General features: G+C 32.0%; 17 protein-coding genes. 13 read left to right on the forward strand and 4 right to left on the reverse strand.

Annotated features, from left to right (window positions below; translation table 11 throughout):
• Positions 1-24 precede the first annotated feature (24 nt).
• Complete coding sequence (tsaE, locus tag N4A42_RS04720; RefSeq protein WP_294070623.1) at positions 25-489, reverse strand: tRNA (adenosine(37)-N6)-threonylcarbamoyltransferase complex ATPase subunit type 1 TsaE; 465 nt, start codon at positions 487-489, stop codon at positions 25-27.
• A 232-nt stretch (positions 490-721) separates the two neighbouring features.
• Positions 722-2,275, reverse strand: a complete 1,554-nt coding sequence (locus tag N4A42_RS04725; protein ID WP_294070626.1) for a PglZ domain-containing protein — start codon at positions 2,273-2,275, stop codon at positions 722-724.
• 34 nt (positions 2,276-2,309) lie between these two features.
• Between N4A42_RS04725 and N4A42_RS04730 the strand changes: the two genes are divergently transcribed.
• The 13 genes from N4A42_RS04730 to truA all read left to right on the forward strand — a co-directional run bounded on the left by N4A42_RS04730 (position 2,310) and on the right by truA (position 20,656).
• A complete protein-coding gene (locus tag N4A42_RS04730) occupies positions 2,310-3,539 on the forward strand; it encodes an HD domain-containing protein (protein WP_294070629.1) in 1,230 nt (409 codons plus the stop codon).
• A 51-nt stretch (positions 3,540-3,590) separates the two neighbouring features.
• Complete coding sequence (gene lpxD / locus N4A42_RS04735) at positions 3,591-4,619, forward strand: UDP-3-O-(3-hydroxymyristoyl)glucosamine N-acyltransferase (RefSeq protein WP_294070632.1); 1,029 nt, start codon at positions 3,591-3,593, stop codon at positions 4,617-4,619.
• Positions 4,606-6,012, forward strand: a complete 1,407-nt coding sequence (locus tag N4A42_RS04740) for a bifunctional UDP-3-O-[3-hydroxymyristoyl] N-acetylglucosamine deacetylase/3-hydroxyacyl-ACP dehydratase (protein WP_294070635.1) — start codon at positions 4,606-4,608, stop codon at positions 6,010-6,012. The genes lpxD and N4A42_RS04740 overlap by 14 nt, the downstream gene beginning before the upstream one ends.
• A gap of 4 nt (positions 6,013-6,016) precedes the next feature.
• Entirely contained in the window at positions 6,017-6,802 is a 786-nt protein-coding gene (gene lpxA / locus N4A42_RS04745) for an acyl-ACP--UDP-N-acetylglucosamine O-acyltransferase (protein ID WP_294070637.1), read from the forward strand.
• Between the two features lie 53 nt (positions 6,803-6,855).
• Positions 6,856-7,422, forward strand: a complete 567-nt coding sequence (gene efp / locus N4A42_RS04750) for an elongation factor P (protein WP_294070639.1) — start codon at positions 6,856-6,858, stop codon at positions 7,420-7,422.
• Between the two features lie 70 nt (positions 7,423-7,492).
• Positions 7,493-8,434, forward strand: a complete 942-nt coding sequence (locus N4A42_RS04755) for a UDP-3-O-(3-hydroxymyristoyl)glucosamine N-acyltransferase (RefSeq protein WP_294070642.1) — start codon at positions 7,493-7,495, stop codon at positions 8,432-8,434.
• Between the two features lie 211 nt (positions 8,435-8,645).
• Positions 8,646-9,518 carry a succinate--CoA ligase subunit alpha gene (sucD, locus tag N4A42_RS04760; protein ID WP_294070645.1) on the forward strand — a complete coding sequence of 291 codons (873 nt, stop codon included), beginning with the start codon at positions 8,646-8,648 and terminating at the stop codon, positions 9,516-9,518.
• Between the two features lie 111 nt (positions 9,519-9,629).
• Positions 9,630-12,611, forward strand: a complete 2,982-nt coding sequence (locus tag N4A42_RS04765) for a pitrilysin family protein (protein ID WP_294070648.1) — start codon at positions 9,630-9,632, stop codon at positions 12,609-12,611.
• A 206-nt stretch (positions 12,612-12,817) separates the two neighbouring features.
• Positions 12,818-13,564 (forward strand): 3-oxoacyl-[acyl-carrier-protein] reductase, encoded by a 747-nt coding sequence (fabG, locus tag N4A42_RS04770; protein WP_294070651.1) that lies wholly within the window; start codon positions 12,818-12,820, stop codon positions 13,562-13,564.
• A 68-nt stretch (positions 13,565-13,632) separates the two neighbouring features.
• Positions 13,633-15,666 (forward strand): vWA domain-containing protein, encoded by a 2,034-nt coding sequence (locus N4A42_RS04775; protein WP_294070654.1) that lies wholly within the window; start codon positions 13,633-13,635, stop codon positions 15,664-15,666.
• 11 nt (positions 15,667-15,677) lie between these two features.
• Positions 15,678-16,493: a prohibitin family protein gene (locus N4A42_RS04780; protein ID WP_294070657.1), complete on the forward strand. Its 816-nt coding sequence runs from the start codon at positions 15,678-15,680 to the stop codon at positions 16,491-16,493.
• A gap of 239 nt (positions 16,494-16,732) precedes the next feature.
• The gene (locus N4A42_RS04785; protein ID WP_294070660.1) at positions 16,733-19,840 is read left to right on the forward strand and encodes a zinc-dependent metalloprotease; all 3,108 of its coding nucleotides are present in this window, start codon (positions 16,733-16,735) and stop codon (positions 19,838-19,840) included.
• Positions 19,841-19,870: 30 nt separating this feature from the next.
• The gene (gene truA, locus N4A42_RS04790; RefSeq protein ID WP_294070663.1) at positions 19,871-20,656 is read left to right on the forward strand and encodes a tRNA pseudouridine(38-40) synthase TruA; all 786 of its coding nucleotides are present in this window, start codon (positions 19,871-19,873) and stop codon (positions 20,654-20,656) included.
• A gap of 55 nt (positions 20,657-20,711) precedes the next feature.
• Here the strand turns inward: truA and N4A42_RS04795 are convergent, their stop codons facing one another.
• Together N4A42_RS04795 and N4A42_RS04800 are read right to left on the reverse strand one after the other, a co-directional pair.
• Positions 20,712-21,137 carry a hypothetical protein gene (locus tag N4A42_RS04795; RefSeq protein ID WP_294070666.1) on the reverse strand — a complete coding sequence of 142 codons (426 nt, stop codon included), beginning with the start codon at positions 21,135-21,137 and terminating at the stop codon, positions 20,712-20,714.
• Between the two features lie 164 nt (positions 21,138-21,301).
• Positions 21,302-21,523 (reverse strand): hypothetical protein, encoded by a 222-nt coding sequence (locus N4A42_RS04800; RefSeq protein WP_294070669.1) that lies wholly within the window; start codon positions 21,521-21,523, stop codon positions 21,302-21,304.
• Positions 21,524-21,532 lie beyond the last annotated feature (9 nt).

A 21,532-nucleotide genomic window follows, 5' to 3' on the forward strand; every position in this document is an offset into this window, starting at 1 on the left:
GGTAGAATGTATGTGAAATTTTATTTAAAATTTCGGTTCTGTCATAGCGTTATGTTCGGTTAAAAGTTTATTGTTTATAGTTAATTTGAGGGATCTTTTATTGTTGTCAATATGAGTAATAGTAAGTGTTTGGGTGTGTTCTGGTAATAAGCTCTCTACACGATCTGGCCATTCTATAAATAACCAATGCTTACTATTAAAATAATCTTCAATACCAAAATTTAAAGCTTCTTCTACAGATTCAATTCTGTAAAAGTCAAAATGAAAAACTCTATCATTCGGTATTTTATATTCATTTACAATAGAAAACGAAGGGCTAGTGGCAACATCATCACTTTGCATGGCTTTTAATAAGGCATTTATCAAAGTTGTTTTACCTGCACCCATATTACCGTTAAATAATATCACTTTAGATTCTAAGTGTTTTAGTACATCTAAAGCTGCAGTATTGATTTCATCTAAGTGATATGTTAACTCAATGGTATTCACGCTAAAAATTGTAAATATGAGTACAATGTTAAAAAAAAAAAACTAAAAATCCTAGGAAAAAGTGTATTTCATCGGATTTTTATGCTTTTAAAAGATGTTTAAGCAGTTGTAAATCTAAATATTTAGCATATTAAATTCACTTAAATTTATCTTTTAAAGTTGCTGATAATGAGATGTTTTTAATGCAGAACACCTGTTTTTATTTGGTAAGTGTTCTGCATTGAGTTTTACTTTATTTAGGATCTAAGACGACAAACGGGATAATCATTTCCTCTAAGGAAACTCCACCATGCTGATAGGTGTTTCTGTAATAACTCACATAATGGTTATAATTATTAGGATACGCCAGAAATAAATCGCCTTTTGCAAAAATAAAGGAGCTACTCATAGTTAATGCTGGTAGATGCACAGACTTAGGGTTTTTTACAGCCAAAACATCTTTATCTTGATAAGTTAAACTTCGGCCTGTTTTGTATCTTAAATTAAGGCTTGTATCTCTATCACCTATAACTTTAGATGGTGATTTTACATTTATAGTTCCGTGATCTGTTGTTAAAATGAGTTTAAACCCTAGCTGTTGTGATAATTGTATCATTTCAAGCAAAGGTGAGTTTTTAAACCAACTTTGCGTTAAAGAGCGATAGGCCTTATCATTAGATGCTAGTTCTTTTACAACTTCCATTTCGGTTTTTGAGTGAGAAAGCATATCTACAAAATTATAAACTACTACACTTAAATCATTATTTTTTAAACTTCTAAAGTTTTCAACGAGTTTTTTTCCAGATTTTAAATTGGTAATTTTATGGTATTCGTATTTAATATGATTTAGCCCTAAACGTTTTAATTGTTCTCTTAAAAAATCATCTTCATGTAGGTTTTTACCACCTTCGTCAGTATCGTTTTTCCAATATTTAGGATATAATTTTTCCATATCAGCAGGCATTAAACCAGAAAAAATAGCATTGCGCGCATATTGTGTAGCAGTAGGTAGAATACTATAAAAAGATAATTCTGAAGATTTTTTATAATAGTTGTTTACAATAGGTTCAAAGGCTTTCCATTGATCGTAGCGTAAATTATCAATAACAATCATTAAGGTTGGTTGCTTATCACTAAGTTCTGGAACAACCTTGTCTTTGAATAGGGTATGCGACATTACAGGTGCATCAGTATCAGCATTAAACCAGTCTTCATAATTTTTTTCAATAAATTTTCCGAATTGCAAATTGGCTTCAGTTTTTTGAGACTCTAAAATATCTGTCATACCAACATCTTCAATATCTTCAAGTTGTAATTCCCAATAAATCAATTTTTGATATAGATCTGCCCATTCTTCATAAGAGTTTACCATAGATAAATCCATAGCAATTTTTCTAAACTCTTGCTGATAGTTAGAAGTGGTTTTTTCAGACACTAAGCGCGAATGATCCAAATTCTTTTTTAAACTCAATAAAATCTGATTTGGATTTACAGGTTTAATTAAGTAATCTGCAATTTTGCTACCAATAGCTTCTTCCATTATATATTCTTCTTCACTCTTGGTAATCATAACAACAGGTAAGTTGGCACGACGCTCTTTTATTTCATTAAGTGTTTCTAAACCGGTAAGACCAGGCATGTTCTCATCTAAGAAAACAATATCAAAATTTGTATCGTTAATAATCTCTAGGGCTTCAGTACCGCTTTGGCATGTGGTGACATCGTATTGTTTTTTTTGTAAAAAAAGAATATGAGGCTTTAATAAATCAATTTCATCGTCTACCCAGAGAATATTTATGTTGTTCATGTATATTTGTTTTCTAATTAATGAATTTTCAGTTTTGAAGTCTAATAATAAACTTAAAATATTTAACGACCCAATTTACGGATTTATTACGATTCCTAATTCGTTAATTTTCGATCTAATTCAGCACAAATATTTTCAGAGATTAAGACGTATTACTCAAATGGGTTTGTCTTATTTAGTGTATCCAGGAGCACATCATACACGTTTTCACCATGCGTTAGGTAGTATGCATTTAATGCAAAAAGCTGTCAATGTGCTTCGTTTTAAGGGTGTTACAATATCTAATGATGAAGAAAATGGGCTTTTAATCGCTATTTTATTGCACGATATTGGCCATGGTCCTTTCTCTCATGCTATGGAGCATAGTATTGTTAATGACATATCTCACGAGGAAATATCGCTGCGCTTTATGCAAGAACTCAACGAAGAGTTTAACGGAAGTTTAACGTTAGCTATTTCAATTTTTAAGGAAGAATATCCTCGGAAATTTATGTGTCAGCTTATTTCTAGTCAGCTAGACATGGATAGGGCAGATTATTTAAAACGTGATAGTTTTTACACAGGTGTTGCAGAAGGAAATATTAATAGTGAGCGTTTAATTACAATGCTTAATGTGGTCGACGATCAGTTAATTGTTGAAGAAAAAGGTATTTATAGTGTTGAAAAATTTTTAGTAGCAAGACGTTTTATGTATTGGCAAGTGTATTTGCATAAAACAGGTATTGTTGCAGAGCAATTACTTACCAGAATATTAAAACGTGCTAAAGAATTGGTACAACAAGGCGTGCAATTAAATTGTAGTGAACCGTTAAATTATTTTTTAACTTCTGAAGTTAATCTCAATAGTTTTGATTCCGACACATTGTTAATCTTCGCTAAGCTAGATGATTATGATATTCTTTCTGCGATGAAAGAGTGGCAATACCATGATGATTTTGTACTTAAAAATTTGTGCGAAATGATTATTAATAGGGATTTATTGAAGATTAAAATGAAGAAAAAGCCAATTGAAAAACCTGAATTGATTGCTCATACAAATATGTTAATGGAAAAATACAAAATTTCTAAACCAGAAGCAGATTATTTTGTTTTTAATGGTGAGATTACCAATGTTGCTTATCAAAATAAAAAGCAACATATTAACATTCTATTAAAGTCTGGTAAAATAAAAGATATAGTAAAAGCATCAGATCAATTAAACCTTAAAGCATTAAGCAAACCAGTCACTAAATATTATATGTGTTATCCTAAAAAGAAAATGTAATACATTTTTTCTATTTTTGCGGAAACCAACAAATTATTTAAAATTTACTAATTGAAATTTACAGCAGAACAAATCGCAGGTATTCTAGAAGGTACAATAGTTGGTGATCCAAACATTGAAGTTTCTAAACTTGCAAAAATTGAAGAAGGAACTCAAGGGTCATTAACATTTTTAGCAAACCCTAAATACAAATCGTATATATATTCAACTAAGGCTTCTATTACTATTGTTAATTCAGACTTTGAGCCCGAAGAACCTTTAAATACAACTTTAATTAAAGTTGAGGATGCTTATGGTGCTTTTACAAAGTTGTTAGAGTATTACAATCAAATAAAGCTTAATAAATCTGGAGTGGAAACTCCTAGTTTTATATCAGATTCAGCAAAAGTTGGCAATGATATATATATAGGTGCTTTTACTTATATAGGAGATAATGTAACTATCGGAGATAATGTGAAAATTTTTCCTAATTCTTACATTGGAGACAATGTAACTATTGGAGATAATACTATAGTGTTTTCTGGTGGTAAGATTTATTCAGATTGTATTATAGGGAAGAATTGTGTAATCAATTCTGGAGCAATAATAGGAGCAGATGGTTTTGGTTTTGCACCTAATGATAAAGGCGAATATTCTAAAGTACCACAAATAGGTAATGTTATTTTAGAAGATTTTGTAGATATAGGAGCAGGTACTACAATAGATAGAGCAACATTAGGGTCTACAATTATTAGAAGAGGAGTAAAGCTAGATAATCAAATACAAATAGCACATAATGTAGAAATAGGGAAAAATACTGTTATAGCAGCTCAAACTGGTATTGCAGGTTCTACTAAAATTGGTGAAAATTGCCAGATAGGTGGACAAGTAGGTATTGTTGGGCATATTTCTATAGGAAATAATGTAAAAATACAAGCTCAGTCTGGTATAGGTAGACATGTTAAAGATAATGAAGTATTACAAGGTTCGCCAGCACTAACTTATGGAGATTATAACAAGTCTTATGTCTATTTTAAGAACTTACCTAAGATTGTTAAAAATATAAATGAAATCGAAAAAAAAGTAGATGGCTATAATTAAGACAGAAATAAAGCAAAAGACCATTGAAAAAGAAGTTACACTAAAAGGTGTAGGACTTCACACAGGAGCTAATGTGACATTAGTTTTTAAACCAGGTGCAGAAAACACAGGTTTTCTGTTTGAACGTATTGATTTAGAAGGAAGCCCAAAAATAGAAGCTGATGCTAATTACGTAACAAACACACAACGTGGTACTTGTTTAGAAAAAAACGGTGTTACTATTCAAACATGTGAGCATGTTTTGGCAGCTTTAATTGGATTGGATATAGATAATGCTGTTATTGAATTGAATGCTTCTGAGCCACCAATAATGGATGGTTCTTCAAAGTTTTTTGTTGAAGCTATCGAAAAAGCTGGTATTGTAGAGCAAGAAGCCGTACGCGAAGAATATGTGGTTAAAGACGTAGTGTCTTATTCAGATGAAACTACAGGTAGTGAAATAATTCTTATGCCTTCTAGTTCATATAAAATAACCACAATGGTAGATTTTGGGACTAAAGTATTAGGAACCCAAAATGCTACTATGAATTCGGTTTCTGAGTTTAAAGAAGAAATAGCAGACGCCAGAACATTTAGTTTCTTACACGAAATTGAAATGCTTCTTGAGCATGGTTTAATTAAAGGTGGTGATTTAAACAATGCCATAGTTTATGTAGATAAAGAATTATCTCCAGAGACTATGGATAAATTAAGAGTTGCCTTTAAAAAAGATAATATTGCTGTAAAACCTAATGGTATCTTAGATAATTTAACGTTGCATCATCCTAATGAAGCGGCGCGTCATAAATTATTAGACGTTGTTGGTGACTTAGCATTAATTGGTACTCGCATAAGAGGAAAAGTTATAGCAAATAAACCAGGACATTTTGTGAACACCCAGTTTGCTAAAAAAATGTCCAAGATTATTAAGAACGAAAGACGTAATAACGTACCACAAATAGATTTGAATTCTCCACCACTAATGGATGTGAATCAAATTATGAATATGTTACCACATAGACAACCGTTCTTATTATTAGACAAGGTGTATGAGCTAACTGATAATCATGTTATTGGAGTTAAAAATGTTACTATGAACGAAGAGTTCTTTAAAGGACATTTTCCAGGTGCTCCAGTAATGCCAGGCGTTTTAATTGTAGAAGCTATGGCGCAAACAGGAGGTATTTTAGTACTTAGTACAGTTCCAGACCCTGAAAATTACTTAACTTTTTTCATGAAAATGGATAACGTTAAGTTTAAACAAAAAGTAGTACCAGGTGATACGCTAATATTTAAATGTGAACTTATCACACCAATAAGACGTGGTATATGTCATATGCAAGGTTATGCCTATGCTAATGGAAAATTATGTGCAGAAGCCGAATTAATGGCTCAAATTTCAAAAGTAAAATAAGAAAATGAATCAACCTTTAGCATACGTACATCCTGGAGCAAAAATAGCCAAGAATGTAGTTATTGAGCCTTTTACAACCATTCATAATAATGTGATTATAGGTGAGGGTACATGGATTGGAAGTAATGTAACCATTATGGAAGGTGCACGTATCGGAAAGAATTGCAATATATTTCCAGGTGCTGTTATTTCTGCAATTCCACAAGACTTAAAGTATAACGATGAAGATACTACTGTAGAAATTGGAGATAATGTTACCATTAGAGAGTGTGTAACTATTAATCGTGGTACTACAGATAAAATGAAGACTGTAATTGGTGATAATTGTCTAATAATGGCTTATAGCCATATTGCACACGATTGTATTGTTGGTAATTACTGTATTTTTTCTAATAATACAACTTTAGCAGGTCACGTTACTATAGGTGATAATGTAGTGTTAGCAGGTATGGTTGCAGTACATCAATTTGCATCTGTAGGTAACCATGCATTTGTAACAGGAGGATCTTTAGTTAGAAAAGATGTACCACCTTATGTAAAAGCAGCTCGCGAACCTTTATCTTATGTTGGTATAAATTCTGTAGGTTTAAGACGAAGAGGGTTTAGTACCGAAAAAATAAGAGAGATACAGAACATCTATAGAATATTATATCAAAAGAATTACAATAACACACAAGCTTCAGAAATCATTGAAGCTGAAATGGAAGCCACTACAGAGCGTGATGAAATTCTTCAGTTTATAAAGAATTCTCATCGTGGTATTATGAAAGGGTATTTCAAATCAAATTAAATTATTAAAGTTTTTTTCAAAACGACTTAACGAATAAACAACTTAACAATATTATGGCAAGTACATCAGATATACGTAACGGATTATGCATAAGATATAATCACGATATATTTAAAATTATAGAATTTCTTCATGTTAAACCAGGAAAAGGACCTGCTTTTGTAAGAACGAAATTAAAAAGTGTTACCACAGGAAAAGTGATTGATAATACTTTTTCTGCTGGTCATAAAATTGATGAAGTAAGAGTAGAAACACATAAGTTCCAGTATTTGTATAATGATGGTGACACTTATCATTTTATGAATACTTCAGATTATTCTCAAATACAACTTCAAAAAACAGTATTAGATGCACCAGATTTAATGAAAGAAGGTGAAGTGGTTACAGTATTAATTAACACCGAAGATGATTCACCATTATCTGTAGATATGCCTGCAAGTGTTATTTTAGAAGTTACTCACACTGAGCCAGGTGTTAAAGGTAATACAGCTACTAACGCTACTAAACCTGCAACTGTAGAAACAGGAGCAACTGTTAATGTACCTTTATTTATTAATGAAGGTGATAAGATTAAAATAGAAACAGAAAAAGGAACATACAAAGAACGTATTAAAGAGTAATTGTTATTCCTGCAACTTGTACTGAGCTTGCCGAAGTAAAGCAGAAATCTAATATTCAAAATTCTAAAGTTTGAAATTTCCAAAGCCATATACATTAAAAGAAATAGCTAGTTTAATCAATACAGATTATGTTGGTTCTGATGATTTTCCTGTTCTGGGCATGAATGAAATTCATGTGGTTGAACCAGGCGATATTGTATTTGTAGATCATCCTAAGTATTACGACAAAGCACTTCAATCTGCTGCAACTATAGTATTGATAAATAAAGAGGTGGAATGTCCTGAAGGTAAAGCATTATTAATTTCAGATGATCCTTTTAGAGATTTTAATAAATTAACCACTTATTTTAAACCATTTAGATCTTCTAGTGTATCTATAGCGGCTGATGCTAAAATTGGGGAAGGTACAGTAATACAGCCCAACTGTTTTATTGGTAATAATGTAACCATTGGAAAAAATTGTGTTATTCACTCTAATGTTAGTATCTATGACGATGCAATCATAGGCGATAATGTAATTATTCATGCAGGCACAATTTTAGGTGCCAGTGCGTTTTATTACAAAAACAGACCAGAAGGTTTCGATCAATTAAAATCTGGAGGACGTGTAGTTATTGAGAATAATGTAGATATTGGCGCTGCCTGTACTATTGATAAAGGTGTTACAGGAGATACTACTATTAGAGAAGGATCAAAAATAGACAATCAGGTTCAGATAGGACATGATACTGTTATTGGTAAAAAATGTTTAATTGCTTCACAGGTAGGAATCGCTGGCTGTACAGTTATTGAAGATGAAGTCACTATTTGGGGACAGGTTGGTATTACAAGTGGTGTAACTATTGGAAAAAAAGCGGTGATATCTGCAAAAGCAGGTGTGAGTAAATCTTTAGAAGGCGGAAAGCATTATTTTGGTATTCCAGCAGATGATTTTAGATCAAAGTATAAAGAAATAGCATCTATAAAAAAAGTACCTGAGCTTATTGAGCAGGTAAAAAATCTTTCAAAATAAATTGTTAGATATTTATTTTTAGATACTCTGAGGGTTTCGCTTTTTTGTGAAACCCTCAATGTTTTTTAAGAGTATCTAAAATGAATCAATAATTTTAATGAAATGTTATTTCTAACTCATAGAAAATAACTTATTTTTGTGCAACAAAATATAAACCATGTTCATCTTAACTTACAGGTAAGGATGAATAAAATAAAAATAACACTATCAAATGAGCGTTTTAGTTAATAAAGATTCTAACATTATAGTTCAAGGTTTTACAGGTAGCGAAGGAACATTTCATGCTGGTCAAATGATTGAGTATGGTACTAACGTTGTAGGAGGTGTAACACCAGGAAAAGGCGGACAAACACATTTAGGAAAACCAGTTTTTAACACTGTAGCTGATGCTGTAGAACAAGTTAATGCTGATACCACTATTATTTTTGTACCACCAGCGTTTGCTGCAGATGCAATTATGGAAGCTGCAGATGCAGGTATTAAAGTCATTATTACTATCACAGAAGGAATTCCTGTAGCAGATATGATTAAAGCTGCAGGTTATATTAAAGATAAAGATTGTCGTTTGGTAGGGCCAAACTGTCCAGGTGTTATTACACCAGGTGAAGCAAAAGTTGGTATTATGCCAGGTTTTGTTTTTAAATCTGGTAAAGTAGGTATTGTTTCTAAATCTGGAACTTTAACTTACGAAGCTGCTGACCAAGTGGTAAAACAAGGTTTAGGTATTACAACAGCAATTGGTATTGGTGGTGACCCAATCATTGGTACTACTACTAAAGAAGCTGTAGAGCTTTTAATTAACGATCCAGAAACTGAAGCTGTTGTTATGATAGGTGAAATAGGTGGACAGTTAGAAGCAGATGCTGCAAACTGGTATAAAGAAAGTGGAAGTAAAAAGCCAATAGTAGGATTTATTGCTGGTGAAACTGCTCCTGCAGGACGTACAATGGGACATGCTGGTGCTATAGTTGGTGGTAGTGATGATACTGCTCAAGCAAAAAAGAAAATTATGAGAGCTTGTGGTATCCACGTTGTAGATTCACCTGCTGAAATCGGTAAAAAAGTAGCAGAAGTATTATCATAATTTTTTGATAAAATAAATATAATAAACATACGTTTTAAGCCTGAATGCTTTACATTGCATTCAGGCTTTTTTTATTAGCTAATCAATTTTTATTCATCAATTTTATTTTCAATGAAACACACTAAACAATTATTATTGGTCTGTATTGTTGCTTTGTTTGTAGGGTGCAAATCCAACTCAAGTGACAATGGAGACCTTTCTGTCAAAACAGAATCTCACGAAGATGCTAACGGTTATGCTTATGAAACCGTTACCAACGACCCAACAGGATTACGCTTATATACCTTAGAGAATGGTCTAAAGGTATATTTAAGTCAAAATTCTGAAGAACCAAAAATTCAAACCTACATTGCGGTTAGAGCAGGATCTAACTACGATCCTAAGCAATCAACAGGTCTAGCTCATTACTTAGAGCATATGGTATTTAAAGGTACCGATAAAATAGGAGCCTTAGAATGGGAAAAGGAAAAAGAATACCTAAAGCAAATTTCAGATTTATACGAGCAACATCGCGCTGAAACTGATTACGAAAAGAAAAAAGAAATTTATAAAAAAATTGATGAAATTTCTTTAGAAGCTTCTAATCATTGTGTAGCAAATGAGTATGACAAAATGGTAAGTTCATTAGGTGCCCAAGGTACAAATGCTCATACTTGGTTTGAAGAAACAATATATAAAAACAAAATCCCAGCTAATGAGTTAGAAAAGTGGATAACTATGGAAGGAGAGCGTTTTAGTCAATTGGTATTACGTTTATTTCATACAGAGTTAGAAGCTGTTTTTGAAGAATTTAATCGTGGTCAGGATAATGACTTTAGAAAAATGTATGCGGCTATGTTAAACGATTTGTTTCCAACACACCCATACGGTCAGCAAACTACTATTGGTAAGGCAGAGCACTTAAAAAATCCTTCAATGGTAGATATTCATAACTATTTTAACACGTACTATGTGCCAAACAATATGGCTGTAGTTTTAGTTGGTGATTTAGATTTTGATAAAACCATAAAATTGGTAGATAACACTTTTGGAAAATTCAAAAAGAGTGAAACACTAAAGCATCCAGAGCTCCCTAAAGAGACACCATTAACAGCTGTTGTTACAAGTGAGGTATTTGGTCCTACTGCAGAATCTGTTTCAATAGCATACAGAGCGCCAGCTATTGGCACAAAAGAGTCGCAATTAGTAACACTTTGCGATATGATTTTGGCTAATGGTAATGCAGGTTTAATTGACTTGAATCTTAACCAAGCTCAAGCTGTACAGAATGCTGGTTGTAGTCCAACTTTTTTAAATGATTATGGTTACCATCGTTTTACAGGTTCGCCTAAAGAAGGACAATCTTTAGATGAAGTTAAGGATCTTATCTTAGCTCAGATTGAAACCTTAAAAAAGGGTGAATTTGAAGGTTGGATGTTAGATGCCGTTATTAATGATTTAAAATTATCAGAAACACGTCAATACGAAAATAGTACAGCTTTAGCTAGTGCTTATTACAATGCCTTTATTCACCGTCAATCATGGAAAGATAATGTTAAGTTTATAGAAGATTTAAAAGCATTAACTAAAGAAGACGTTGTAAAATTTGCTAATGATTTCTATAAAGATAATTATGTAGTAACCTATAAGCGTAGAGGTAAAGATGACAAAATAGTTAAGGTTGAAAACCCAGGAATTACACCAATTAATCTTAATCGAGGAAAAACTTCAGAATATGTGGCTAAATTTTTTGATACTAAATCTGAAGATTTACAACCTAAGTTTATCGATTACAAAACTGCTATTAAAGAAAAAACAGCAAATAATGGAATAAAGGTATCTTATATTGAAAACGAAAAGAACGATTTATTCGATTTGTATTTTATTTTCGATATGGGTAAAGATAATAGCAAAGAACTAGATATGGCTGTAGGCTATATGGATTACTTAGGTACAGATAAATACACTGCCGAAAATCTTAAAAAAGAATTCTACAAATTGGGTATTGAGTATTTTGTTAGTACTGGAGGAGACCGTTCTTATGTTGGATTAAGTGGATTAAAAGAAAACTTACCTAAAGGTTTAGAACTGTTGTCTCACCTTTGGAGCAATGCAATTGCTGACCAAGAGAGCTACAATAAGTATGTTGATCAAATTGATAAGAGACGTCAAGATGGAAAAACAAGCAAAGGAAATATATTACGTAATGGTTTATATAGCTTTGGTAAATATGGAGAAAACTCTAGGCTTAGAGATGTCATTTCTGTAAAAGATTTAAAGGCAACAAGTCCTGAGACGCTTGTAGATCTTGTAAAAGATCTTAAAAATTATAAGCAACGTATTATGTATTATGGTAAAGATGTTGATGCAGCAGTAGCAGCAATAAATGATCACCATAAATTACCAGAACAGCTTAAAGAATACCCAGAAGCTAAGGTCTATGAAGAAATAGAGACTGGTGGTAATGTATACTTTGCTGATTTTGATATGGTACAATCAGAAATGATGTTCTTAGCTAAAGGAAAACCATTCGATCCAAATAATTTAGCTGCAGCAACAGTATTTAACAGTTACTTTGGTAGTGGTTTGTCTTCAATAGTATTCCAAGAGATTAGAGAGTCTAAAGCTTTAGCTTATTCTGCTTATGCAGGTTTTTCTAATCCTTACAAGAAAGAAAATGCTAATTATGTAACCGCTTATATTGGTACACAAGCTAACAAAATGGAACAAGCTGTAGACGCTATGATGGAGCTTATGAATAATATGCCAGAGGCAGAGCAACAGTTTAATGCTGCTAAAGAAACAGCACTTAAAAAATTAGCTGCGCAACGTATTACTAAGTCTAATATTTTCTGGAGTTATGAGCGTTTAAAGCGTTTAGGTATAGATAACGATAATAGAGAAGCGATGTATAATACCATAAAAAATATGACTATGGAAGACTTGCGTACCTTCTTTAACAATAATGTAAAAGGACAAAATTATAATGTACTTGTTATCGGAAATAAAAAAGATGTTGATTTTAATGCACTTAACAAATTAGGTAAGGTGCAAGAAATGGATATTGATTACTTGTTTAACTATGAAAAAGACAAGGATATTGTAGCGCATTAATAAAGAGTTTGTTTGCTAAAGGTTTTACTTTTAGTAATGCTCTAATTAAATAAATAGAAAACCTCACAAAACTTAAATTTTGTGAGGTTTTTTAGATTTTAACACTTTGTGTTTTGCTATATTTGAATTTGTAAAACAAGTTTAAACTAGATTCGCTAAGGGTATCTTAGTGTTTTTAATATTATAAATAAAACTAACTAGACTACATGAAATCATTAGAAGGAAAAACAGCCATAATTACTGGCGCTAGTAGAGGTATAGGTAAAGGAATTGCTGAAGTTTTTGCAGATCATGGCGCAAACGTAGCGTTTACTTACAGCTCGTCTGTAGATGCAGCAAAAGCCTTAGAAGCAGAATTAAATGCTAAAGGTGTAAAAGCAGTAGGTTACCAAAGTAATGCAGCAAGTTTTGAAGAAGCTCAAAAATTAGCTGAAGATGTGTTAGCAGAATTTGGTTCTATAGATGTGCTTGTTAATAATGCAGGTATTACAAAAGATAATCTTTTGATGCGCATGGGTGAAGAAGATTTTGATAAGGTAATAGAGGTGAACCTAAAGTCTGTGTTTAACATGACTAAAGCTGTACAACGTACTATGTTAAAACAACGAAAAGGCTCAATTATTAATATGAGCTCTGTTGTTGGTGTAAAAGGTAATGCTGGGCAAACTAACTATGCAGCTTCAAAAGCTGGTATTATTGGGTTTTCTAAATCTGTAGCTTTAGAGTTAGGCTCTAGAAATATTAGAAGTAATGTAATTGCTCCTGGTTTTATAGAAACAGAAATGACTGCAAAATTAGATGAAGAAACCGTTAAAGGATGGAGAGCAGCTATTCCTTTAAAAAGAGGAGGAACACCAGAAGATATAGCAAATGCTTGTGTGTATTTAGCAAGTGATATGAGTGCTTATGTTACTGGTCAAACATTGAATGTTGATGGAGGAATGTTAACATAAATTATATTGAATGTCACCTTGAGTTTGGTCACTGAGCAAAGCCGAAGTGCAGTCGAAAGGTCATAAACATGCAAAACGAAACAATATTTTATATTATCATTGCTGGAATAACAGCGCTTTTATTAGCGCTGTTTCAGTATATATATAAATCAAAGTTAAAGTCTAAAATTCGTTATGTTCTTATCACCCTAAGAACAATGGCTATCTTAGGAATATTACTATTGTTAATTAACCCAAAGTTTGAATCTAAGACATATTATGATGAAAAGCCGACACTGGTTGTAGCGGTTGATAATTCAGAATCTATTTCGTATCTCAAGCAAAACGAACAAGTAAATACAGTTTTGCAAGCTATTGAAGCTAATACAGATTTAAGCGAACGTTTTAATATTCAAAAATATAGTTTTGGAAAAGTGGTTAACAGCTTAGATAGTTTAAATTTTGCAGAAAGGCAATCTAATATCTCTGATGCGTTAAAGCAATTTGGTGAAGTTTACGCCAATCAAACAGCTCCAATAGTTGTGCTTAGTGATGGTAACCAAACATATGGCTCAGATTATAGTTATATTTCAAAATCAATAAAACAGCCAATTTATCCTGTTGTACTTGGTGATTCTACGCTTTATGCAGATTTAAGCATTAAGCAACTCAATGTTAATCGTTATGTGTATTTAAAAAATAAATTTCCTGTTGAAATTATAACCAATTATAGCGGAACAGAAGCCATAACTACAGAATTGAAAATATGGAATGGCAATTCTGTTGTTTATAGAACAACAATTCAATTTGATGCTGTAAAGACTTCAGAAATCATTTCAACTACATTAATAGCTAATAGTGTTGGTGTAAAAACGTATCGTGTTGAACTTTCACCATTGTCAAATGAAAAAAACACCGTAAATAATTCTAAAAATTTTGGTGTAGAAGTCATTGACCAAAAAACAAATATTGCTCTTGTATCTGAGCAATTACATCCAGATTTAGGTGCATTAAAAAAGTCTATAGAAAGTAATGAACAGCGCAGTGTTACAATTTTAAAGCCAAAAGATTATTTAAGTAAAATAAATGATTTTCAATTAGTTATTCTGTATCAGCCTAACAGTAGCTTTAATGAGGTTTTAACCGAAATTAAAGATCAAAAGCTCAATACATTTATTATTACTGGCGCAAGTACAGATTATGAATTTATAAATAATACCAATCTAAAAGTACTCTGGTCTATATCAAATCAAACAGAAGAATTTCAGCCCGAATTGAATAGAAATTACAACACTTTTATTATAGATGATATCACATTTGAGGATTACCCTCCTTTAAAATCTGAGTTTGGAGGTTTTAATTTTTTAGTTCCAGCAGATGTTATTCTTTACAAAACAGTTAATGGCATTAATACAGAAGATGCCATGTTAGCTACTTATGCTTTTGATAATATGAAGCATTGTGTTTTGGTAGGTGAAGGTATTTGGCGTTGGAGAGCCCAAGCTTATTTAGAATCAGAGAGCTTTAATGATTTTGATAATTTTATGGGTAAGCTAGTACAATATCTAAGTTCTACTAAAAAGCGTAATCGTATAAGTATAGATTATAAATCGTTTTATAATGGTAATGATGATGTTATCATTTCTGCACAGTATTTTAATAAGAATTTTGAATTCGATAATGCAGCAGCACTAACCATAAATTTAAAAAATAAAGAAAATAATAGCATAAGAGAAGTACCACTTTTGCTTAATAACGGTAATTATAGAGTAGATTTAAGTGGTATTGCATCTGGTGCTTACGACTTTACAATTAAGCACAACACAGAGTCAATTGCTGCTTCTGGAAGTTTTGAAGTTTTAGAATATAATGTTGAGCAACAATTTTTAAATGCAGATATTAATAAGTTAAATGCTTTAGCAGAAAATAGCTCTGGAAAAGCATTTTACAGCACAGAGTATAATGCATTAATTTCAAATTTACTTCAAGATAATCGATATGCTACTATTCAAAAAAGCTCTAAAAATATCGTACCTTTGATCGACTGGAAATATCTACTCGGATTAATAGCGTTGAGCTTATTTGCAGAGTGGTTTATTAGAAAATACAACGGATTAATATAAAAAAGAAATCAATGGATAAATTACCAAAAGTAGGATTGCCTATTTTAATAGGAATTGTTTTAGCTATAATAATTGTTGCAAAATCAGCCGTAACCATAGGGTCTGGTGAAGCAGGTGTGCTATATAAAACCTTTGGAGGTGGAGTAGTAACTGATGAGCCACCTTTAGGTGAAGGATTCCATATAGTGGCACCATGGAACAAAGTTTATATTTATGAAGTGAGACGACAAGAAATTTTTGAAAAAATGAAAGTATTGTCTTCTAATGGATTAGATATTCAGTTAGATGCTTCTGCATGGTACAAGCCAGACGAAAAAAATCTTGGAAAATTGCATCAAGAGATAGGTGATAATTATCTTAATAGAATTATTCTTCCAACCATTCGTTCTGCTGCCAGAAGTGTTGTAGGGCGTTATACACCAGAGCAATTATACTCGAGTAAGCGAGATGCCATTCAAAAAGAAATTTTTGAAGAGACTAAAAAGATTGTTGATGAGCAATATATTGTTTTAGATGAAATATTGGTGAGAGATGTAACGTTGCCACCTACAATTAAAGAAGCTATTGAAAGAAAACTAAAACAAGAGCAAGAATCTCTTGAGTATGAATTTAGATTAGTTACTGCCCAAAAAGAAGCAGAGCGCCAACGTATAGAGGCACAAGGTAAAGCTGATGCAAACAGAATTTTAAGTGCATCATTAACTGATAAAATTCTTCAAGATAAAGGTATAGAAGCAACAAACAAATTGGCTGAATCTAATAACAGTAAAGTTGTTATTATTGGATCTGGTGATAGTGGAATGCCTATTATTTTAGGAAACCAATAGTAAACAATTTTTAAACAATATTTATTTAAAACCGCTTGATTGATTCAAGCGGTTTTTTTGTTTAATGCTTTTAAATGTTTTAATAAAATGTTGAATATCAATTATTAAAACAGATTTTTTAATTAGTGATATTCTTACATTGTTTAAGTTAAAACATAGAGTTACTTAATATTTTTTGTAGCTTTAGGTATTTGCCTCAATTTTTAAGTAGTTGTTTCACAGATTAATCTTTTGTTATTATGAAATTCAAAGTACTATTCATTTTATTTCTTTCTATTATTAGTTTGGGTGTAAATGCGCAAGAATGTGGTTTTGATTTAATACACCAAGAATTACTTCAAAATGAAACGTATAATGAATTAGATAGAATTACAGAGCTTAAAATTCAGAATGCATTTAATTCACAAGCAAGAACAGCAACTAGTAATTTATTAACCATACCTGTTGTTGTGCATGTTTTGCATTTAGGTGAAGCACTAGGTAGTGGTACCAATATTTCAGATGCTCAAATACTTAGCGGTATAGATAATCTTAATGATTTTTATGGAGGACAAACAGCAAACAGTCCTATAGACTTTAACATAGAGTTTGTACTAGCTAAGCGAACACCAAACTGTACTTCTTCTACAGGAATTAATCGTATTGATGCTTCTAGTGTTGCAGGTTATTCTACAAATGGTATCTCTTTCGCTAGTGGACCAGGAGCAGATCAAAATACCTTAAAAAATTTAAGCCGTTGGCCAGAAACCGATTATTTTAATATTTGGATAGTTTCAGAAATTAATAATAATGGTGGTGGCTCTGGCTACCAAGGTTATGCAAACTTTTTTAATGGCTTAGCTTATGAAGGTTCTGTAATGATGCATACTGTTTTTGGTTACGACCCAACAAATGCTAATCCCTCATGGCCACTTAATTTTAATAGAGATAATAGTACTGTAGTGCACGAAGTAGGTCATTTTTTTCATTTATATCATACGTTTCAAGGTGATGGCACGGGAGCAGATTGCCCAGCAGATATAACAGTAGGCGTAGATAGTGATGGTTGTGCAGATACTGTTCCACATAGAAGAGAAACAAGTACTTGTCCTGCTAATAATAGTTGTACCGGAAACCCTTGGGTAGATGACAACACCATTAATAATATAATGAGTTATTATAGTTGTATAGATAGGTTAACAAATGACCAATATACACGAGTTAGAGCAGCTATGGAAGGAACATCTATTGTTAATTCTAAAGGAGGTGAAGATCCAGATTTAAGTCATGTTGCTCCAAGTGCTGTTTGTAGTACAAACTCTGTAATGACCTTAAATGCCGGAATTGTAAGTGTTGAGTTAAACGGAACAACATTTAATTCTTCAGTTTCTGCAAATGATGGTGGAAATATAGATAAAAGTGGTAATTGTTCTGGTTATTTTGAAATTGATGCTGATGTTTCTAATACACTTAATGTTGGTGTATCAGTTAATTTAAACCAATTAGGAGTTTGGATTGACTGGAATGATGACGGAGACTTTTATGACGAAGCAGAGCAACAATACCTTGTGTCTGGTGGTATAGCTTCTAATAGTGTTGTGCCTATTGCGCTAACATACCCATCAAACATTCCTTATGACGATTATGTAAGAATTAGAATTATTAATGATTTAGATAGTGGCTATAGTGGAGTAAATGCAATTGACTCTCCATGTTACTCATCTTTGGTTTATGGACAATCTGAAGATTATGCGATATATGTTATGCCAGCTCCTGTTACTTATATTTATAATGGTAGTTGGTCGCCTGCAAATCCACAAGGTGCTTGTACATCACGAGATAGCATAGAAATTCAATCTGGTAACGTTTCTATTTCTGCAGATTTAGATTGTAATATTATGACAATTAATCCTGGTGCATCGTTAAGTTTAAATTCTGGTATTAATCTATGTGCTACAGCAATAAATTTGAATTCCACTTCTCAGCAATTTTCGAGTCTAATTTCTGATGGTGATATTACCGGAACAGTGCACTATAACAGATATACAAGTCAAATAGGACCCGTTGGCACCAATGATTTAATTTCTGCTCCCTTACAAGGAGAGTCTTTTGGTGATTTTGCTAGTTCTAACTCAAATTTAGCTAACTCAGGAACAATAAGAGCTTTTGCACCATATAACACTGTTTCTGGCGCATATGAAAATTATGATGTGGTTACAAATGCATCGTCTTCAATTACATCAGGTGTTGGTTATAGAGCTGCCACAACAGATGGAAGCTCGTTAGAATTTACAGGAAGTGTAGCTTCAGTTGACATTTTAAATGTACCAATTACAGATGCAGCAGCTGGTTACGCATGGAATTTAATAGGAAACCCTTATCCTTCATATTTGGATTTTAATGCGTTTTTTCAATTGAATAAATCTGAGTTCGACTCAGAAAGTGCATACCAAGCTGTGTATGGTTATGATGGTAATGCTTCTAATGGATGGATCGTTTGGAATCAGGCTGTAATTGATGATGGAAGTATTACAGAATTGTTAGCACCAGGACAAGCATTCTTTGTTAAAGCCAAAGCAGGAGGTGGATTAGTAGATTTTACTACAAATATGCGAGTAGTTGGTTCTTCTGATGATTTTATTGCAGGTAGATTCTCTTCTTCTACAACAAGCACTGCCTATTGTAAGATTAATATATTAAATGATAATAATAATGCATCAACTCAATTATATTTTATTGATGGAAAAACCAGAGGGTTAGATGCTGGTTATGATGCTGCATCTTACCAAGGAAGTGCTAGCGAGTTTTCAATTTATTCGCATTTGGTAGAAGAGAGTTTAGGATTAGATATGGCAATACAAACACTCAATATTTCAGATTTAAATGATGTTGTTATTCCTTTGGGTGTAAATGCACTAGCAACAAGTCAGTTAACAATTGGTATAGATAATCTATCAACTGTACCACAAAATATAAATGTTTACTTAGAGGATACTCAAACTAATATTTTCACATTACTTAATGATGCAGATTATGTATTTACACCTAACGAAGATTTAAATGGTATAGGTCGTTTTTATCTTCGTTTTTCATCGCAGGTATTGTCAAATGACACAAGAGAATTAGATGATTTAAAAATATACACAACTCAAAATCCTAAAACTTTAATTATTAATGGTATTTTAACAGATGTTACAACTGCGAAACTATATGATATTCAGGGAAGACTGGTTTTAGATACAAGCTTAAACCAAAATGTTAGCACTAATAATGTTAGCTTGGCAAATATTCAATCTGGTGTTTATATTGTAGAAATAAATAATTTGATTACTTCAACTTCTGTAACTAAAAAGATTATAATTAAATAAAAGGTTGTTAATTGCAACTTTTAATTTATAATGTTTGATAAACGCTATTACTACCTTGTGAAAATTCAGTATTTGGGCTATCGTTTTCACGGTTGGCAAAAGCAGCCAGATGTAAAAACAATTCATTTAATGATAGACAGAACCTTAAAGTACATTTTAGGCGATGTTCGTTTTAAAACTTTAGGTGCAGGTCGTACAGATGCCATGGTTTCTGCTAACGAAGCTGCTTTAGAACTGTTTATATATAATGAGCCTATTACTAATTTTGCTGAATTCTTAAAGCTTTTTAATCATAACTTACCGCAAGATATTAGAGCATTATCTATAAAGGAAGTCGATAAAGAGTTTAATATTATTCAAGATTCTAAAGTAAAGGAGTATCATTATGTGTTTTCGCAAGGGCAAAAAAATCATCCGTTTTGCGCACCAATACTCACTACCATTTTAGAACCTTTAGATGTTGATTTAATGAAAAAGGGCGCAAGGCTTTTTGAAGGTACTCATAATTTTAAAACCTATTGTTATAAAGCTACTAATAAAGGTGAATATACAAGAACAATTGAGCATTGCGAAATTATTGATAACACTATTTACACTGCAAATTTTTTTCCAAAAGCATCTTATGTCTTAAAGATAAGAGGCAAAGGATTTATGCGTAACCAAATACGCTTAATGATGGGATGCTTAATAAAACTAGGTAGAGGAGAAATAAGCATAGAATATATCGAAGAAACTCTCAAGCACTCAAGTAAAGAAGTTATGGATTATATTGCACCAGCCTCTGGATTAATTCTTCATAAACTAGACTTTGAATAAAAAAAGGAACTAGTAAAAACACTAATTCCTTTTTAGAGATTGGTTGGTTAGTGGTTTAATTAATCCAATTTTTTGATATTGCATTCTTAGCAAGCCATATTAACAATAAGCAAACAATAATAATCATTACTGGCATTACCATTTTTGATCCATCCATTTCTATATTTATGAATAGGTAAATATGCTGCACTATTGCACCTAGAGCTGATAATACAAATAGAATGTAAGCCCATTTTTTTCTAATTAATAATGCTAAACATCCTAAAGCTCCACAAAATACGGCTATGGCAAAAGCTGCTGTATACCATGCGGGAAATTCCATTAGAAATTCAGCTTTTTGCTCTTCTGGGAGTTGAGCAATCATTTCATCTGTAGCAAATGCTCGGCCTAGATAAGCCATTACACCTAGACCATTCCAAATAAGTGCAATAACACTTACAATCCAGAACCAAATAGGCGGTTTGTTAATTGAATTTGACATAATTAAATTGATTTTATTAGTTAGTGTTTTTAGCATGTTTTAAATGCTAATTCAACTAACAATTTATAAAAAAAAATCTAGATATGTTTTAGAGAAATAAATAAGTATTAATAAAAAAGGGTGAAACTTTTAAAATTTCACCCTTTATATATTATTTATTATAGCTATTCTACAACATGTAGCTTAGGTTCTTTATTTACAAACTTACCATTTACAGATTCGCCTAATATAATAACTTCTTTAGAACGTTCGTACATTTTAATTGCACGGTGCATTTGTAATTTTGTGCCACTATATAGTTTAACACCCGATTTAGAACCTTTATTTCTGATTTCGATATAGAAACCATCTTTAAGCTTTGTTGGTCTTGTTGCTGGTCTACCCATAAATTAGTA

It is taken from the genome of Winogradskyella sp., from assembly GCF_025210595.1.
In the GTDB taxonomy this organism is placed as follows: Bacteria; Bacteroidota; Bacteroidia; order Flavobacteriales; family Flavobacteriaceae; genus Winogradskyella.

Coding starts and splice junctions, on each gene's coding strand:
- N4A42_RS04725 (WP_294070626.1), bottom strand. CDS start 2,275: ATGAACAACATAAATATTCTCTGGGTAGACGATGAAATTGATTTATTA.
- N4A42_RS04740 (WP_294070635.1), top strand. CDS start 4,606: ATGGCTATAATTAAGACAGAAATAAAGCAAAAGACCATTGAAAAAGAA.
- lpxA (WP_294070637.1), top strand. CDS start 6,017: ATGAATCAACCTTTAGCATACGTACATCCTGGAGCAAAAATAGCCAAG.
- efp (WP_294070639.1), top strand. CDS start 6,856: ATGGCAAGTACATCAGATATACGTAACGGATTATGCATAAGATATAAT.
- sucD (WP_294070645.1), top strand. CDS start 8,646: ATGAGCGTTTTAGTTAATAAAGATTCTAACATTATAGTTCAAGGTTTT.
- N4A42_RS04765 (WP_294070648.1), top strand. CDS start 9,630: ATGAAACACACTAAACAATTATTATTGGTCTGTATTGTTGCTTTGTTT.
- fabG (WP_294070651.1), top strand. CDS start 12,818: ATGAAATCATTAGAAGGAAAAACAGCCATAATTACTGGCGCTAGTAGA.
- N4A42_RS04775 (WP_294070654.1), top strand. CDS start 13,633: ATGCAAAACGAAACAATATTTTATATTATCATTGCTGGAATAACAGCG.
- N4A42_RS04780 (WP_294070657.1), top strand. CDS start 15,678: ATGGATAAATTACCAAAAGTAGGATTGCCTATTTTAATAGGAATTGTT.
- N4A42_RS04785 (WP_294070660.1), top strand. CDS start 16,733: ATGAAATTCAAAGTACTATTCATTTTATTTCTTTCTATTATTAGTTTG.
- truA (WP_294070663.1), top strand. CDS start 19,871: ATGTTTGATAAACGCTATTACTACCTTGTGAAAATTCAGTATTTGGGC.
- N4A42_RS04795 (WP_294070666.1), bottom strand. CDS start 21,137: ATGTCAAATTCAATTAACAAACCGCCTATTTGGTTCTGGATTGTAAGT.
- N4A42_RS04800 (WP_294070669.1), bottom strand. CDS start 21,523: ATGGGTAGACCAGCAACAAGACCAACAAAGCTTAAAGATGGTTTCTAT.